The organism is Paenibacillus radicis (ex Gao et al. 2016) (assembly GCF_014641555.1).
GTDB lineage: Bacteria > Bacillota > Bacilli > Paenibacillales > Paenibacillaceae > Pristimantibacillus > Pristimantibacillus radicis.
In genome coordinates this window covers 426,813-444,995 of record NZ_BMHY01000002.1, presented here as the reverse complement: position 1 = coordinate 444,995, position 18,183 = coordinate 426,813, and the positions used below count along the sequence as shown (strand labels likewise).

Below are 18,183 nucleotides of genomic sequence, written 5' to 3'. Positions count from 1 at the left end.
TGGCCAATACTTCGGCTCGCTGTACCAGGAGATTGAATCGATGCCAAGCATCGGAAGCAAGGTCTTGTTGACGAAGCCGGTGTCGATGCTAAGCATCGCGTAGACAAGGTAGCTGACCAGAATAATGGAGATCAGGAACGGCAAAATGATCAGGCTCTGATACAGCCTTGCAGCAAACTTATTGCGAATCTCGTTCAGCAAAATCGCAATCGCTACAGCAATTCCGAGCCCTAATACGATGAAGGCCCCATTGTACAGCAGCGTGTTTCTGGTAATAATGAAGGCATCATCGGTTTTGAACAAAAATTCAAAGTTTCTAAAACCGATCCAATCGCTTGCCCAGATGCCCTTGCGGTAGTCAATATCCTTAAAGGCGATCGATAAGCCAAACATCGGTAAATAATTGTTGAGTACCATGTATGCCAATCCCGGTAACATCATCAGGTACAGCGGCCAATACCGCCAAATCTTCATCCACTTTCTGCGTTGCGTGAGCGCGCTCATGGCATTCTCCCCTTTCTCTGTGCGGCTTTTAAGCGCCGTGTTCTTCCTTTATGTTAGCTAATATCTGAGGGTCGCCACTACCGCCAATCCGACCTCTGTTATGCGTTTTGCCGACTACTCGCATACACGCAATAATCGAAATAGAGACAAAAAAATCCGACCAACAGCGTTGGTCGGATTTGATCGTATTTGAACTCGTTAGACCTTACTTGCTTCCGCCAGCTTGCGCCCAGGCATCCAGCTGCTTCTGCTTCTCTTGAATAATTTTATCTACACCAGCTGATTTGAGCTTGTTAATAAATTCAGGAAGCACCTTGTCAGGATCAACACTGCCCGTTTCAAGCGCAAGCTTGTACTGCGTAATTACGTTCATGACCGCTGCATACTCTGTTTTTACCGGGGCAGCGTCAAAGCTGAATCCAAGCGCTTTGGAATGTGCCGCATTTTTGTTGAATGCATCCATCTTGTTCCAAATATCCGCATCTTTCCCCTTCATTACGTACGACAAGAACTGATTGCCGAAGAGCCAGCCAAGCGGCATGTTATAGCCCGTTGTCTGCGCAGTTACACCTTCTGGATAGTCGATGACATTGTCTTCTCCCGGCACTTTCACGTAGTGCTTGCCCTCGATGCCCCAATCGAACAGATTGATAATATCTTTATCTTCATACATGAGATTAAGGAACTCCATTGCCTTGCCTTCCAGCTTCGTATTGACGGGAATGCCCCACATCGCGCCAGTAACCGTACTTGTTGTTGCGATCGCCGGCAGCAATTCCTTGGTAACGACCTGAACACCCGAAGCTTGCGACTCCTGCTCTTCAAAGCCCGGCTTCAGCGCTGCGAAATAAGCAAAGCCCTTGCCGGATCTTAGCAATTCGAACGTCGACAGCTTGTTCGTCGCAGAATCTTTCATAATATAGCCTTTTAAATACCAGTCCCGAATACGCTTCAGCTGCTCTTTATACATATCTGTCTCATACAAATTAACAATCTTCAAGCCGTTGTCGTAGTCCGGAAGAATACCGATGCCGTCACCAAGACGATCATAGGTCAAATAGTTCTCCAGATACGTTGCGCCGACTCCGGAAGGAATAAGCGGGGTGAAATCTCCGCCTTCTCCGTCCTTAATCGTCTTGAACGCCTGCTCAATATCTTCCATCGTATTCAGTTTGCTTACGTCAATGCTGTACTTGTCTGCCAAATCCTTGCGGAAGGTGATTCCATAGCTGGTCGCCAGATCACGGATCGTCGGCACGGCATAAATACCGTCCTTTAATCGCGCAACCTGAAGATAGTCGCCCAGAGCTTTGGTAATACCGCCGCCATATCTGGAGAGGAGATCATCAATCGGAACCAGCTGTCCTTTGGCTACCATGCCGCTGTACAGGCTTCCGTTAACGAACATCAAGTCCAGCTTCTCATTGCTCGTGAACAGCAGATTGGTCTGCTGCTGCCATTCCCCTGCGCTGATCGGCAGAAATTTGACTCGTGCTTGGATTTTTTGCTCTGTAATCTTGTTGACTGCGTCTTCAACGAGTTGAATGTCCTGCTGTGCCGATGAGACCATCGGGAAAGCTACTGTCAGTTCCTCAACCTTGCCTTCCGGCGCTTTCGAAGATTGGCTGTCATTTGTACCGCCCTTGTTGTTGCTTCCACAGGCTGTCAAAGCCAGCGAACAGGCAAGCAGCAAAATTAACGTTGTAAAACGAACTTTCTTCATTGAAATTCCCCCGCTTTTTATTAGGATGCAATAGTAAAGCCTAATCTCATTGTAGAAAGAATAGGTGCACCTAACTGCCCCGTTCACGACCTCTCACTGCCACTTTCCCGACTTTTGGACTTCTTTCTTTCCTGCTGCTCCTGCCGATATTCAAGCGGGTTCATATTCATATACTTCTTGAACATCCGGGAGAAGTGCGAGAAGTTCGCATAACCGATCCTGCCCGCAATTGCGCTGATCGACATCTCTGTGCTGCCCAGCAATTCTGCAGCAATTCCAAGCCGATGCTTGAGCACATACTCCGATATTGACAGTCCGGTCTGCTTCTTGAAAAGGCGGGTCAAATAATCCGGGTTCAGAAATACATGGCTGGCAATCTCCTCACGCGAAATAACTTCCGATAGATGCTGGTGAATATACGCAATCGCTTTATCAACAACGTTAGGGGAATGCTCCACGTCGGCTGCGAAGGTCATGGAAGTGCTGATCAGATGCTTGAGCCATGAAAGCGCATCGGTTGCCGAACGGGTCGCTCTTGCGCTCAGCTCCATGGAATGACGATCCCCAAACAGCTGATGCGCCTGAATGCCTTTTACTTGAAGCACATAATAGACCGTTTGCTGCACATCCTGCAGGAATGGATTTAACGACTCCGGTGTCAGCTCATCCGAATGAATGCGCTTCTCGATATAAGCCTCCGCTTCCGCCAGCACTTTCTCTATTGAGCCGCCTTCGAGCATCGCTGCCCATACGGTCATATCCAGCATCGGCTGCTGGATAGAGAGTGCCGGGACTCGCGCCTGCCCGAGGTGAAAGACTTTGCTGTCATAAGCAACATTGTTGGCGTCAAGCGCCAGCAGTCTGCCGTACATGGCTGCCGTCTCGTGCCCGCGCACAATCTCACCAATGTAACAGGATACATCGCATGCAAAATAATCGCGGCAAGCTGTAATATACGCCTCGCTGCGCTCATTCAGCGAAGCGGATTCGGGCTGATTGGCTTCTCCGCTGAGCAGCGCCAGCAGAAATCCGTCTCCGATAGAGACTACCAGCCCGTTGTCCGGTCTTACGACGACCATCTCCTCCGCTGATTTCCTAATCGCATACTCCATGATCTTCACATCCCGAAGCGAATAGGATTTGTGCCAGCGGCGAATATGAATCAAGGCAGGCAGGAACAGCATGTCTTCGGAATACGGAATATTGCGCTCCTCGGCAACTCTGGCCACTTCGCGGGGATCGCTTGGGATTGACTGCTTCAATATATCGAGCCAGAATCGCTCGATAAGCAGCGGCTGATATTGCATCCAATATTTCCCGAACTGACTGAATTCATTCAACCGCTGATTTTCATCAATTTTTTGCAGTGCACGCTTTACTACGGCTTCCAAATCAGCATATAGCACCGGTTTCAGCAGATAATCAAAGCTGCCTAACTGAATCGCCTGCTTGGCATAATGGAAGTCAGCATGACAGGTAAGAAAGATCGTCTCGGCAGCAGGATGATGCTCCCTAACCCACTCCAATAACTGCAGTCCGTTACCTTGCGGCATCTCAATGTCGCATAATAGAATATCGATCGGTTCGCGATTAAATATCTCCTTAGCTTGCGGGGCGCTATATGCAGTGAACACATGTGAGATGCCCAGTCTAGTCCAGTCAACCGCATGCTTGATTCCTTCTGCAGTAATGAATTCATCGTCCGTGATCAGCAAGCGTCGCATGGGAAGTCATCTCCTTTTCTTCCTGTACCGGGTTTAATGGAACCGTAATTTCCGTAACGGCACCATGAGGGTCATCGTTATAACAGTCCAGCCTTGCCAGCTCTCCATATTGAAGACGGAGGCGTTCGCGTACGTTCCATAAGCCAATATGCTCGCCATTATTATCCACTAGCCGTTCTCCTGAACGGATGGCTTCCAGCGCTTCTTCCGAGTAGCCTTCACCATTATCACTAATAACAAGGCAAACCATCGGAACCTCTGCCAGTTCGTCTACATCTGCTTCGATAGAAAGCGTAATGGGCTTATCCGTCTTCAACGCATGCTTAATCGAATTCTCAACGATCGTCTGCAGCATGAGCGGAGGAATCGGCGTATTCCCCAAATAATCGGGCACCTGTATATCGACGTTCAAATAATGAGGAAAGCGCAAGCGCTGTATGTTCAGATAATTACGGACATGCGCTAATTCATCCTTTAGCAGTACAAGCGGATGATTGCTCTGGAACAAATAACGGAAATAGTGAACGAGATACATTGTCAGCTCCTGAATCAACTCATATCGCTTGTGCTGGGCTAGCGTGTACAAAATATTAAGCGTGTTCATAAAAAAATGCGGATTAATTTGAAGCTGCAGCTGCTTCAGCTCCACCCTCTGCTTGCTGAGCTGCTCCTCATAAACATGAATTTTCAGTTCCTCAATCTGCAAAATCATCCGGTTGAACGTTTCGTTAACAAGACGAAATTCATCCGTTGCCGACCCTGTTTCCATACGAAAATTAAAATTCCCCTCGCCGATTCTCCGCATTGCGGACACGATACGCCAAAGCGGAAGGAGCAGCACTCTGCGCAACAGCCAATAGCTTAATGGAAGCATGAACAGCGCGATCAGCACGACTAGCGAAGCCGCTTTGTTCAAGTAAGGCAAATTTTGCAGAAGCGTCTTGTCCGACATAACCGCGACAAGAGCCATGTCCCCTCTGCTCGACATCTGACCGACTACGAGAAAATCTTTCTTGTCTCCAGATAAGTAATAGCGGTTAAAGTCGTTCTTGAAATTCAGTCCTTTCGCATCCAGTTTCCGTGTTGCAGCAAGCTGTTCCCCTTCCCCATCTACCAGAAGCACCGCGCCAGACGGTCCGGTTTGAACGGAATCCAGCGGACCCAGCAGCCTTCCTGCCTTCGACCAAGCTCCAATATATAAATTTCCGTCCTTAATCACACGGAGCAGATACGCATCGTCACCATCCCGTATGGTTTTCCATCCGCTAGTGCGCTGCGAAGGCAGCCTTTCAAGATCGCGAATGGCCGACGTGAACATTTCCCGTAACTGGGACAGATTCTCGTAAGACATAGATGGCCGGTAGGCATCCACAACATCATTCTTGGTTGACGAATAGACATAGAAACCATCAATGGCAGGGTAAAGTGAAAGATCCGCGCTCAATCGTCGTGACACGCCGCTCTTCGCCAGCATATATTCATCCTCTGTTCTTGGAGCATTCATCTGCTGGACACTCGTCTCCGAAAATGCCAGTCCGGCTATATGCCGTTCGGCCTCGGCAAGCTGTCCGTCAATTTGTTTCATATAAATGGATATCAGGTTCTGATTAGACGATGCTACCTGCTGGTGTACGACATTGACGCTATATTGACTGTTAACAAGAAGCAGCACAATCAGCGGAACCGTCACGCCCAACAGGCCCAGCACAAGCTTAAATCTAAGCGAATTCCATGGCAGCTCCAACAGCCTTTTTCGCATCTGTCTCCTCCATTTACCGTTCATCCTCATCTTTAATCCGGTTAGTTTATATAGGATAGCGCTTCTCTCAAGCTTCCGCTACTGACTTTACGACTTATCCTTTGCAGTTTGCCGACCGATTGCCCTGTAAAAGGAATAGAAAAGGATGCCTCTTGTACGTGAACTGGCATCAGCAGCCATTCACAAGAGACATCCCCATAAAATCATCAGACGTTGTCGTCATTGTATCAAATTATTCCGTGAAAGCAAAGGAGCCCTGCCCCTGTTTAGAAAGCTGCGTTATAAATTCGATAGATCAGCACTGCCGCTTCTGCTCGCGTAGCCATGCCGCGGGGATTGATCTGCTCCCCGGAGCCTTCTACAATACCGCTCTTCACGAGCGTTGCTGCACTTTGCGCTGCGTAGGAAGCTACGCTGCCGTTATCCTTGAAGCCTGTTAAATCGGCTGCTGATCCCGGCTCCAGCCCATGATCTGCAGCAGCCATTGCAAGGTCAATCATCACCATCATATCTTGCCTAGAAATGGTTTGTTCCGGATTGAATTGACCGTTGCCAACGCCATTTACGATCCCCAGCTTCTTGGCGATAGCTACAGCGTCTGCATAATAGGCATCCGCAGGCACATCCGTGAACGAGCCGCCGTTTGCTGTACCGCTTAAACCCAACGCTCTCACCAGCAAAAGAATGAAGTCCGCCCGTTTGACGGATGCCGAAGGGATGTACGCATCCGGAGACACTCCGTTAATGACCCCTTTGGACGCCATCACTTCAATGGCTTTCTGAGCCCAGCCATAGCCGTTAAGGTCACTAAAGCTTTTATGAACAAAGCCGACTGCAAATGTGCCTAGCACTGTCGTTTTAAACGTCACATTGCCTGTCGCCGGATCATACTTCCCTGTCGGGATGATATGCCGGTTACCGTCCTCGTCGATTTGCCATACGACGATATGCTCTGCATCTGCCAGCTCCGCTGCTGTTGGAGCATACGGTATCGATACAGCAATCGGTGAATCCGGATTGCTCCAGGCTCCAGCAGCCCCGTCTACTTGAATGCTTATTTCTACTGCAGGTCTGTTGCCGATATCTTCCTGCACGGCGTTTTTCAAGATCAGCGTTACATACTGACTGCCTGCCGGCACTCCACCCTTAAGCATATCGGAGTAGAGCTGGATCGTTCCCGTATCAGTTGCAACCTTTATGCTTAACGCAGATGCCCCATCGGCAAAAGCTCCCGCAGGCAGTTTGACAGCATAACCTTTAGCCCCGGCTTTAGCCGGCACTTCGATGCGAACCGACTTAGACGCTTCAACAGCTTTCTGGAACGCAGCCGCATCAATACTTGTCGTTGCAAGTCCAGCCGCATCTACAGTTGGTTCTGGCGCTTTTACGACACCATTTCCGCCTCCAGTTACAGGACCTCCGGAATTGCCGCTGCTACCGTTATTTGTTCCTGGGTTCGGTTCAACTGGGCCTCCCGGACCTTCTGAATCATTTCCAGCCGCAACAATATGATACTTCATGCCTTTCGTCGTGTTGAAGGTATAGGTTATCTCTTCAGCATGGTTAGGCGCCGTGCCCGCTGCCGTCGGAATAACACTGCCGTTTGCATCTTTCACGACAATTCCGCTCTCCCAAGGAGAAGCGATTGTCACCGGTTGACCGGCTTCACTCGTCAGATCGACGTACTGAACAGACTGCGTATCAGCCCGATAGGCCGATGATACGACAAAGGCGCCTTTGGCACGAAGATTTTTAAACTCCGCATCCCGGTCTTCGAGCCAGTTCGGGAATACCTTCATAACGCCCAGATTGCTGAGAAGCAGCATGCTGTTAATCGCTTCCGTAGCACCGCTTTTCTCGGCACCGTGAAAATCTGAATCGTCTGTGATCGTCAAGTTGTTTTTCATTTGTTCTTCAATCGTCCGTGCAAAATTGTCGACGATTTCCTGCGCCGGATATCTTACCTTCACCGCATTGGCGAAAATTTTCGGGAAGTTGTTGTATTGGCTCCAAGCGCCATTTTTCCCGCCCCCAATCGCTTCGTCCACAAATACCGAGATCGTATTGTGTGCGACCTGCAGGTCGGTATTTGGCGAGTAGTAGCCGATTTGATCACCCGGCACGACATTTTCCATCGGCAAAATGTTGCCATCCCATGGGATTGGTCTTGCAAGGTCTTCCCATTGATTGTTGTTCCAATGCTTTTCGGCCAGCGAGAATATCGTCTTGCCCGCGTAAGTTGCCGTTGGCTGCGGCGCAAGATTATCGAGTATCGATTGCCATTGCTCGCGTTTGCCCGCATCGATGTTCAATTTCGAGCTTGCCTTTATCGCGTGGGAAAGCGTATTTTTGAGCACAGCCAGCTCTACCGCCGAATTTCTGCCCCAAGAGCCTTCATTATACGCACTGTAAAGAACGTATTTGCCGTCCTCCTTCTCCAGCCATGCTTCATACAATGCTAGGCATTGCTTCAAATAATCATACATGACCGGAAGGAAGTTTTCGTCTTGCGTGTAATCGTAGTATTCAATCAATGTATAAGTGCTGAAAATCGCGTCGAGCAGCTGCCCGTAATAGCTGTAGCTTCTTTCCAGCTTCATCCCCCATGGGCCAATGCTTACCGGATAAAGCAAAGCGTCAGCAATGCCATTGGTTGGATCAATATCTCCTTTGGCGATCTTGGCTTCTACGAAATGGCGGACCTGCTCACCGTGTTCCCCTTCACTGAGATTCAGCAGATGGTCCGTCGAAGCCGCGTTTTTTGCACCTTCGCCGGCGTAATCCAGAATTGCGTCGATTGCTGGAAGTCCCATCCACGCCCGGTTGCTGGAATTGACGCCATAGAACGTAGCAATAAAATTGTAATTCATATGATAGTCCGAGCTCCACTGCGAGCCGTCCGTCGTATGCCAGATGCTGTATAGGCCGGGAGCGACCTTATCCTCGCGAATACTGCTGCCGAGCACATATTGCGCAGCATAATAGTATTTCATCAGCGTGTCCAGCTTCGGATCGGTAGTATCCATGGTGATATAAGAGGTTAGCCAGAAGTTTTTCCACCAATCCAGATGCTGGCCATGCAGCGCTTGAATATCGGCTGCGCCGGCAATATCGTGAAGCAGATTAACGGCTTGAACCTCCGGTTCGGCAGCTTGCAGCAGCTCGCCATCGCTATTATAGGTGCGTCCTCCTCCCCCGACTGCCGTCACGAGATAAACGGTCTGACCAGGAGCAAGAGCAAACTCAATCGTGCCTTCTCCCTTGTCTGCATCCGAGCTTACCGCGACACCGTCTGCGCCGATGACTTTCGTCGTTAATGCTGCTTTCGAGACATGAGCATTAGCATCCTCGGCATCTCTGCTGTCAATCGTTGTCTGGCGGGTGACCGTAACGCTGCTGCCATCGCTTGTTGCCGTTACGGGAAGCTGAGCGTTTCCAGACTTCGCCCATAACTGAGCTTGCACATCGATCGGTGATGTACCTTCCGACGTCAGTTCGGTTATAATGACGTTCTCCGTTGCCGACGTCCACGTCTTCATGGACAAAGGAGTACCGGCGATCTCCATCTCTGTCTGCACTTGGGCATCCAGAATGTTCTGAATCTCATGCAGCTTGCCTTCCGGCTTGAAGCGATTTAATCCCGGCGTTTCAAATGCAGACAGCTGCGAAATTGTAGACGCCTTATCCGCTGTTACCCGAATGTAACGCGCTGTGAATGAATCAGTCGTTACATCAATGACCTTCTTGCCATTGCTGCCGATTTGCTCTCCAATCTTCGCCCATGAAATTCCATCCTCGCTTGCTTCCACTCCGATAGATGAAGCATGTCCGAGACGGATGACATACCGGGATAAATCAAAACTGCCGCCAAGATCGTAAACCTTGAAATTCTCTTCCGGCTCCTGCGGCTGTTCGCCGCCTGCATCAGCTTCCTCATTGAACAGTTCGAACTGGCCAATTCTCGCTCTTGGGTAATTAGCCGAATCGTCAGTCGTTCCCTGCGTTCCAGTTGTAATGTACAACCGGACATATCGTGCTGTGACCGATTCATCCAGTCTGACATCCGTCGTAGCGCTTGTGTTGCCTTCCACTTGATAAGCCGTCTGCCACTCTTCCTCTGCCGAGTTCCTTGTTTGCAGCTCAAAGTCTTTCGTATTGTTGGCAGATTCACCTGGACGCGCCGCCCCGTCATGCTGAACGACGAAACGGTTGAAGACTTTCGATTCGCCCAAATCGACCTCCAGCCACCAAGGCCCCGGCTGACCGTCGCCATGATAGCCGCTGGTCCAGCCCTCATAGCCGGAATTAGGACTCCATGCTCCATTGATCGCCCGGTCAGGGGTCAGCGTATAATGCGATCCGCTAGCCGTAACGGTCTTATTCAAAGTGAGCGAGCCCTGCTCTTCAGGTTGCTGTGGTGTATTCTGCTGATCGACCAAATCGGGATTGTTGTACAATTCAAACTGACCGATCCGGGTCCTTGGATTTTGAATCGAGTCCGATGTCGTTTCCTGCGTTCCCTTCATAATGTACAATCGCGCATACCTTGCCGTAACGGGCAGGGGGAGCGTAATATCGGTAATCGCATCGTGATTGCCTGTAACCGTATACACATCTGTCCAGTTGGAGCCGTCAGCGCTTGTCTGCAGCTTGAAGCTTTGCGTTACATTGGCCGTTTCATTGGGCCGCGCAGCCGCGTCATGACGTACAACAAAACGGTTGAAGGTAGTCTCCGTTCCCAAATCAACCGCCATCCACTGCGGATTGCCTACTGGCGATACCCAGCCTTCATAGCCGCCGCTCCACTGTCCGTTCACTGCACGATCAGCAGAAAATCCCGGATGATCGGCGCTCGAGGTTACCGGTTTCTGATAAGCCAGCGAGTTCGTTTGCGGATCAGGCGCTTGCGTACCATGAGATTTCTTCTGAATCGTGATGCCTCCAATTGGCATTGGAGAGCCTCTATACGCCCAGAAATCCCCCTTAGAAATATAAAAGGTTTTCGATTCGCCATCTCCGCCGGAAGTTACGCCAACATCGCCATTCCCTAACAACGCCGTCTTGGGCATCGTCGAGACGAATAATCCATCATAGGAAGTATCCGTCCATTCGCCATAGTATTTAGATATCATAGTTTGAAGCATACTCCAATCCTCCTCTTGCTGTACAGCCCTTTCCAGGCCAGGCGCTCCCCATGCCGATCCCCCGCTTACCAAGCAAACCGATAACGCTATCGGCAGTGCCCGCTTTAACAAATTCATTCGTTTCATTCGACTCATCCTCCCCATTCTAGAAGTAATACTGGCTTCTGTCTGGCTGCTATTATTGCAACACTCGCTTTCGTCGCGCGTTACGAAAGACAGCGCTTACAATCAGGTTGAAAAAATTTTCTTGCTCCCAGCACTGATTTGTATTAAATAATTGATACAGATTATATAATATGTATCATTTGTAGCGCCATTTTATAATGATAACCAGCTTAGTGTCAATATACCTTTTGTATTATTAATTTATAATAATACAGTTAATACAGTAAACCATCTGAATATTCTTACTGCAAAATCCATCTCATCTCCAGACGATTCGATAGGCTTCCCCATCCCGTCATGATACACTGTTAACAAATGGATGCTATTATTTGCAGGTAGAAACCGTACGGAATTACTTCATTATGAGGAGGAAACACCCATTGACGAAGCTAATTAATTACGCCCATAGAGGAGCATCCGGCTACTGTCCGGAAAACACGATGGCGGCATTCTCCAAAGCACTGGAGCTTGGAGCGACCGGTATCGAAACCGATGTCCAAATGACGAAGGACGGGCGGCTTGTCCTGATCCACGATGAGAAACTAACCCGCACAGCGGGACTAGATGCCTACCTCGCCTCCATCGATTACAGTGATTTGAAGAAACTGGATGCAGGCGGCTGGCATAGTCCCGAATTTGCAAAAGAAACCGTGCCTTCGCTGGAGGAGCTTCTCGAACTAGTGAAACAAACGGATACCATCCTTAATCTCGAGCTCAAAAACGGACTCGTCCAGTATCAAGGACTGGAGCAGAAGGTAATCGAAACAGTACGAGAATATAACCTGTCCGACCGGGTCATTATTTCCAGCTTTAATCACTATTCGCTGGTAGAGTGCAAGCGGCTCGCCCCAGAGATCAAGACCGGTATTTTATATATGGAAGGACTATATGAGCCTTGGCGTTACGCCCAATCGATTGGGGCAAACGCCTTGCATGCGCCAAGATATGCCGTACTGCCGGAATGGGTGGCGGAAGCCTCGCGCAATGGCATCGATTATAATCCGTTCACCGTGAATGAACCGGAAGAAATGAAGCGGTTGATTGGGGCTGGAGTAGCAGGAATCATTACCGACTTTCCAGATCGGCTGAACGCATTATTATAGAAACGTTGTAGTGAGAGGGGCACTGGTGGCGAATGAAAAAAACGTGGCTGCTCGGTTTCGGATTTTTCAGCATCAGCATTACTTGGGCGCTTTACAACGGTTTTGTACCATTCTTTCTTGACCGGTTTATTACAAGTACAGCGTTGATTGGCTTTATGATGACGATCGACAACTATTTCGCCCTGTTCCTCCAGCCCTGGATCGGCAGCCGCAGCGACCGCACCCATACCCGCTTCGGCAAGCGAATGCCTTACTTATTAATCGGCATGCCGCTCGCAGCGCTGTTCGTGGCGCTTATTCCGTGGTATACGAGCCTGATCACGCTTGTGCTGTTCATGGTTCTCATGAATCTGTCTATGAGTCTGTATCGTTCGCCAACGGTCGCGCTTATGCCCGATATTACGCCTGAGCCTCAGCGCACGAAAGCGAACGGCATCATCAACTTTATGGGCGGAGTCGGGTCCATTCTTGCCTTTGCCGGAGGTTCCTTTCTATACAAATCGCATCCTGCCTTGCCTTTCTTAACCGCCGCTGTTCTTACAGTTATCTGCCTCCTCATTCTAATGCGGTCAATTCGCGAGAAACGGGATGCCCTGTCCTACAACACAGCAACGGTGGGAAAGTCAGCTTTTTCGTTCAAAGGTGAATGGACGCGCCCGACGATCTTCCTGCTTGCAGCAGTATTCTTCTGGTTTTTCTCTTATCAGGGCGTTGAAGCTCTATTCTCTCTGTACGGCAAACATCATCTAGGGCTCAAAGAGAGTGACGCAACCTTCTCGCTCGCCTTCTTCTCGCTCATGTTTGTCCTTGCCGCGATACCGGCAGGCTGGCTGGGACACCGGTTCGGGAAAAAGAAAATTATCGTCATCGGCGTCTCCGGTATCATCGTTGTGTTCGCCGCAATTACGTTGGTCGAGACGCTGCTGCCGCTTCGGCTGCTGCTAGTTGCAGGGGGCATTTGCTGGGCGCTTATTAATATCAATTCCTATCCCTTCGTCATCGGACTTGGCAAGGAGCAAAGCATCGGAACGCGTACCGGAATGTACTATCTGGTATCATCACTCGCTGCTATCGCCTCTCCCCCTTTGATGGGATATCTGGTTGATCTGTTCGACTACTCGGCACTGTTCTATACCGCCTCTGCAGGAATGCTGATTGCGCTCCTTCTGCTGCTTGGTGTCAAGGATAAAGGGCTGTCCCGGCCAAGCGGCCTGGAGCCATCCATTACTGATGCAGGGGCTGCTTCCTCCGGCCAGTGAAACAAAAAAACCTCCGTTCAGCGACTCGATGGGCCGCTGAATGGAGGTTTTGAATTAGAAATCTATTAATGAATTTCCCGCTTCGAGAAATTGCCGCCAAGCACGTCTGATACATGCTCAATTGCGATAAAAGCTTTCGGATCGATCTCTTGAACGATACTCTTCAGCTTCGCAACTTCCAGACGGTTGACTACGCAATACACCATTTGCGTCTCTTCACGCGAGTAACCGCCGCGAGCCTGTATGTAAGTCGTGCTGCGGCCAAGACGCGTCATGATCGACTCGGAAATTTCCTCGTAATCCTGCGAGATAATCGTCACGGACTTCGATTCCTCGATACCCTCGACCACGATATCCATCACCTTGGTCGCCAAGTAATAGGTAACCATAGAGTACATCGCCGAATTCCATTCAAACACAAAGCCTGCCAGAATGAAAATAAAGACGTTGACGATCATAATGATCTGCCCTACAGGCATGCCGAACTTCTTCGAGGCGAGGATCGCGACAATTTCCGTACCATCCAGCGAGCCGCCGTAACGGATGACAAGCCCTACCCCTGCTCCCAAAATAATGCCGCCGAACAATACAGCTAGCAGCTTCTCCTCTGTGAAAGCATGTGCATGATGCAGCAGCTGCGTCGTTGCCGACATCACCACGATACCGTACAAGGTCGAAAAGGCGAAGGTTTTACCAATTTGCTTAAATCCGATAAACAAGAATGGCAAGTTGAAAATAAGAATAAATAGCCCCAAGGGCAGCTTGGTCAAATGGGAGGCCATAATGGCAAGGCCGGTGATGCCTCCGTCGATGACGCTGTTATTGACGAGAAATAGTTCCAAAGCTACGCCCATTAATATGGCGCCGATCGTAATAAATACGATTCTCTTAATTAATTCTAGCTTTGATATCTTCCGGTGCACTTTCGCCATTCTTTCCTCTGTCCTTCCGTGCTTTTTCTATAAGACTAGCACAGAAGGTCATTTTTTTCAAAAAAAGGGACTTCAGCGCCTACTCTATTTAATAGGAAAAGAGAGTGCATCGCTGCACCCCCTCCTCCTGTTAATTATTCGTAAATAACGGCCTTGATTTCATCGCTGTCAATATTCGATTTATCATACCAGTAGAAGCCGGTATCGATGACCGATTCTACTTTCTCTCCGCGGATCGCTTGCACGGCCGCTTTCACCGTTTCATAGCCGATGCCAACCGGATTTTGCGTAATGGCGCCAGCCATTTTACCGCTTTTAATCGCATCGATTTGTTGTTTGCCAGAGTCGAAGCCGACAACTACGATTTTGCCTTCCTTCTTCAGCTCGGTAACGGCGTTGATGACGCCAATCGCGGAGCCTTCGTTAGCGCCGAAGAAACCTTTTACATTCGGATGAGCTTGAATGATCGCTTTAGCAAGGTCGGTCGATTTCAAGTGGTCGCCGCCGCCGTATTGAATATCGACGATTTTGATATTCGGATATTTGTCTTCAATTTGCTTCTTGAAGCCGTCGCGACGGCTCGCACCGGTTACGCTCGTCTGGTCATGAACGATCATGCCGATCTCGCCTTCTCCGCCAATCAGCTCCGCCATCTTATCGGCAGCGAGAGCAGCGGCCGCCAAGTTGTCGGTAGATGCCGTCGCAAGCGGAATGTCGCTATCTACGCCGGAGTCAAAGGCAATGACTGGAATGCCGGCATCCTTCGCTTTTTGAAGCAGCGGAATCGAAGCTTGGCTATCCAGTGCTGCGAAACCAAGCGCACTTGGTTTTTTATCTAGAGCGGCTTGCAGCATTTCGATTTGCTTATCAACTTGGGATTCGGTTTCCGGTCCTTCGAATGTAATTTCTACGTTGAACTCTTTCGCCGCCTTCTCGGCGCCAGCCTTTACCGCCTGCCAGAACTGATGCTGAAAGCCTTTCGAAATGATCGGAATGTAGATTTTCTCCGCACCGGCATTCGTTGATCCTTTGCTAGGCGATTCTCCGCCTTTGCCGTCATTGCCCTTGGAAGCACAAGCGCTAAGCATTGCAATCGTAAGCAGCATAACCAGCATCGTTACTGTAATCTTTTTCACCGAAATCTCCCCTTCATCTTTTATTATCTATAGAAGCGGTCTGCCCGAGGCACCTGTTACCTGTAGATGCGCCTCATAGCGACGATTCTAACGAGGTGGTCATTACTTCTTGCGGCGGCGTAAAATGTCCGCATACACAGCCAATACGATGACGATGCCGACGACGACCGTCTGCCATTCCTGCGGAACGGAGAGGATGCGCAAGCCGTTGGTCAATACACTCATAATGAGCGCCCCGATTACTGTGCCGACAATCGTTCCCTTGCCTCCGCTCAGTGACGTGCCGCCGAGAACGACGGCCGCGATCGCTTCCAGCTCGTAGCCCGATCCGAGTGACGGATGCGCCGAGTTCAGACGCGAAGCCATCAGTACGCCGGCAAGTCCGGTAAAAGTACCCGTAATCGTATAGATCACGATTTTCCAATAATTCACGTTAATGCCGGATAGACGCGTCGCTTCTTCATTGCTACCCAGCGCGAAATTGTAGCGGCCTACGATCGTTTTCGAAAGGATGATGCCGCCGATAATCGCTGCCGCGAAAAAGATCAGGACGCCATTCGGAATGTCAAAGCCCGGAATGAATTTGCCGATTGCAGAGTCCAGCGCCAGCTTGGAATAGCCCGTCTCTTCTTTGAAGTAAATCGGCTTGGCACCAGAGATAACTAGCGCAAGTCCCTTGGCGATCATCATCATCGCTAAAGTCGCGATAAACGGCGGTATTTTCATTTTCGATATAATCGTACCGGATAGAAGTCCGCATATGGCACCGGTCATAATGCCGCCAACGATACCAAGCGGCACAGGCAGCTCCCAGTAGGTAATAAATACGCCGGTCATAATTGCACTCAGCGTCATGACCGTTCCGACAGACAGATCGATGCCTCCGGTAATGATGACAAACGTTGAGCCAAGCGCCAGAACACCGATGACGGCTGTTGATAACAGGATGCCTACGATGTTCGTAAATTGAAAAAAATTAGGCGATGAGAACGAGAATACGAGCACCAGGATGACCAGACTGGCAAATGCAAGCACCTGCTGCATCGCTCCCGGTTTAATGATGGGCATTGTCCGCTTTCCGCCGGTTTGGACAGCTCCGGTATCATTTTGAATTTTCATGTGTTACCCCTCCGAATCTTCCATCTGTCTGCTGATTCTCCCGCTATTGCTAGACCCGCAGCGTAGCCAGGTGCATAATGCGCTCCTGCGTCGCTTCCTCTTGGCTGAGTTCTCCTGTAATACGGCCCTCGCACATCACGACGACACGATGGCTCATCCGTAAAACCTCCGGCAGCTCCGAGGAGATCATAATGATCGATTTGCCGCTGGCCGCAAGCTCATTGAGCAGCTTATAGATTTCGCTTTTGGCGCCAACATCGATGCCGCGTGTCGGCTCATCGAAGATAAGGATGTCACAGTCTCTGGTCAGCCATTTTCCGATGACGATTTTTTGCTGATTGCCGCCAGACAGAAACTTCACTTCTTGATCGATGTGAGGCGTCTTTACTTTCAGCATCTTCACAATACCGTCCGCTGCCTCGGCAATTCGCTTCTTCCTGACCCACCCTACCGGGTTCGTGAACCGGCTCATGGAAGCCGCCGCTACATTCATCTTCACATCCATATCGACGATACAGCCGAAGCGCTTGCGATCCTCCGACAAATAGCCGATTCCGGCTTTAACCGCATCATGCGGCTGCTGTGGCTTCAGCTTCCTGCCCTTGACCGTAATTTCACCGGAATCGAACATGTCAGCGCCAAAAATCGCTCTCGCCACCTCGGTTCTGCCCGCTCCGATCAGTCCTGCAAAGCCAAGAATTTCTCCCTTGTGAAGACGGAAGCTCACGTCCTTCAGCACACCCTTCCGGTTCAAACCGCTAACCTCAAGCACCGGCTCTGCAGCGCCCGCATGTCTCGCCGGTTTCGAGGTATCATAAATTTCCCGGCCGACCATCATCGATATAATTTGATCGTTCGTAACGTCCTTCGTGGCAACCGTCCCGATATAGCAGCCGTCCCGCATAACCGTTACCCGATCCGTTATCCGTTTCAGTTCATCCATCCGGTGGGAAATATAGACGATGCCAACCCCGCTGCTGCGAAGCTGACGGATGATCACGAACAGCTCCTCAATCTCCGTATCGCTAAGCGCTGCCGTAGGCTCATCCATAATAAGCACTTCAGAATCATACGAAAGCGCTTTGGCAATTTCGACGAGCTGCTGCTTCGCCACCGGCAAATTGGCCACCAGCTCATTGGGATCAAGGTCGAGATGAAGCCGGTCGAACAGCCGCTTCACTTTGCGATGCAGCTCATTTTCCTTCAAGAACATCCCCAAGACTCTCGGCTCGCGGCCGATGAAAATATTTTGCGCCACCGTCAGATCCGGGGCGAGATTCAACTCCTGATGAATAATCGCAATTCCTTTATCTTGCGCCGCCTTTGCGTTTGGAACGACAAGCTCGTTGCCATGAAAGGTCATCGTGCCCGCGTCCCGCTGATATACGCCAGTAAGCACTTTCATTAATGTCGATTTACCGGCGCCGTTTTCTCCCATCAGCGCGTGCACCTCGCCGCTCAACAGCTCGAATTGGCAGTCTTTGAGCGCTTGTACGCCGGGAAATTGCTTGTCGATGCCCTCCATCTGTATGAGCACTTCACCCATGATTGCCTTCACCTCATCGCTTTGACCCCGCACGTCGCTAATAGCGAACTGTACATTCGGCCTATGTTG

At 50.1% G+C, this 18,183-nt stretch carries 10 protein-coding genes and 1 pseudogene; 2 read left to right on the top strand and 9 right to left on the bottom strand.

The genetic code is table 11. The features are described from left to right. The 5 genes and pseudogenes from IEX98_RS29100 to IEX98_RS07445 form a co-directional block, all read right to left on the bottom strand. Positions 1-504, bottom strand: a pseudogene (locus IEX98_RS29100) (sugar ABC transporter permease); the annotation flags it as partial. A 205-nt stretch (positions 505-709) separates the two neighbouring features. Further along, on the bottom strand, positions 710-2,227 hold the full coding sequence (locus IEX98_RS07460; protein ID WP_188888294.1) for an ABC transporter substrate-binding protein: 1,518 nt from the start codon (positions 2,225-2,227) through the stop codon (positions 710-712). An 83-nt stretch (positions 2,228-2,310) separates the two neighbouring features. Continuing rightward, a complete protein-coding gene (locus IEX98_RS07455) occupies positions 2,311-3,951 on the bottom strand; it encodes a response regulator (RefSeq protein ID WP_188888293.1) in 1,641 nt (546 codons plus the stop codon). Continuing rightward, positions 3,923-5,710: a sensor histidine kinase gene (locus IEX98_RS07450; protein ID WP_188888292.1), complete on the bottom strand. Its 1,788-nt coding sequence runs from the start codon at positions 5,708-5,710 to the stop codon at positions 3,923-3,925. Before IEX98_RS07450 ends, IEX98_RS07455 begins: the two co-directional genes overlap by 29 nt. Before the next feature lie 266 nt (positions 5,711-5,976). Continuing rightward, positions 5,977-10,980, bottom strand: coding sequence for a discoidin domain-containing protein (locus IEX98_RS07445; RefSeq protein WP_188888291.1), 5,004 nt, complete (start codon positions 10,978-10,980; stop codon positions 5,977-5,979). Positions 10,981-11,399: 419 nt separating this feature from the next. Here IEX98_RS07445 and IEX98_RS07440 point away from each other — a divergent pair, with 419 nt between their 5' ends. Together IEX98_RS07440 and IEX98_RS07435 are read left to right on the top strand one after the other, a co-directional pair. Then, positions 11,400-12,122, top strand: coding sequence for a glycerophosphodiester phosphodiesterase (locus IEX98_RS07440; RefSeq protein ID WP_188888290.1), 723 nt, complete (start codon positions 11,400-11,402; stop codon positions 12,120-12,122). A 32-nt stretch (positions 12,123-12,154) separates the two neighbouring features. Further along, positions 12,155-13,381 (top strand): SLC45 family MFS transporter, encoded by a 1,227-nt coding sequence (locus tag IEX98_RS07435; RefSeq protein WP_188888289.1) that lies wholly within the window; start codon positions 12,155-12,157, stop codon positions 13,379-13,381. Positions 13,382-13,446: 65 nt separating this feature from the next. On the opposite strand, the gene IEX98_RS07430 is transcribed toward IEX98_RS07435, so the two are convergent. The 4 genes from IEX98_RS07430 to IEX98_RS07415 form a co-directional block, all read right to left on the bottom strand. Continuing rightward, positions 13,447-14,313, bottom strand: a complete 867-nt coding sequence (locus IEX98_RS07430; RefSeq protein WP_188888288.1) for a YitT family protein — start codon at positions 14,311-14,313, stop codon at positions 13,447-13,449. Between the two features lie 134 nt (positions 14,314-14,447). Next, positions 14,448-15,428, bottom strand: a complete 981-nt coding sequence (locus tag IEX98_RS07425) for an ABC transporter substrate-binding protein (protein ID WP_188888543.1) — start codon at positions 15,426-15,428, stop codon at positions 14,448-14,450. Between the two features lie 123 nt (positions 15,429-15,551). After that, a complete protein-coding gene (locus IEX98_RS07420; RefSeq protein WP_188888542.1) occupies positions 15,552-16,517 on the bottom strand; it encodes an ABC transporter permease in 966 nt (321 codons plus the stop codon). Between the two features lie 100 nt (positions 16,518-16,617). After that, positions 16,618-18,114: a sugar ABC transporter ATP-binding protein gene (locus IEX98_RS07415; RefSeq protein ID WP_188888287.1), complete on the bottom strand. Its 1,497-nt coding sequence runs from the start codon at positions 18,112-18,114 to the stop codon at positions 16,618-16,620. Between the last annotated feature and the right edge of the window lie 69 nt (positions 18,115-18,183).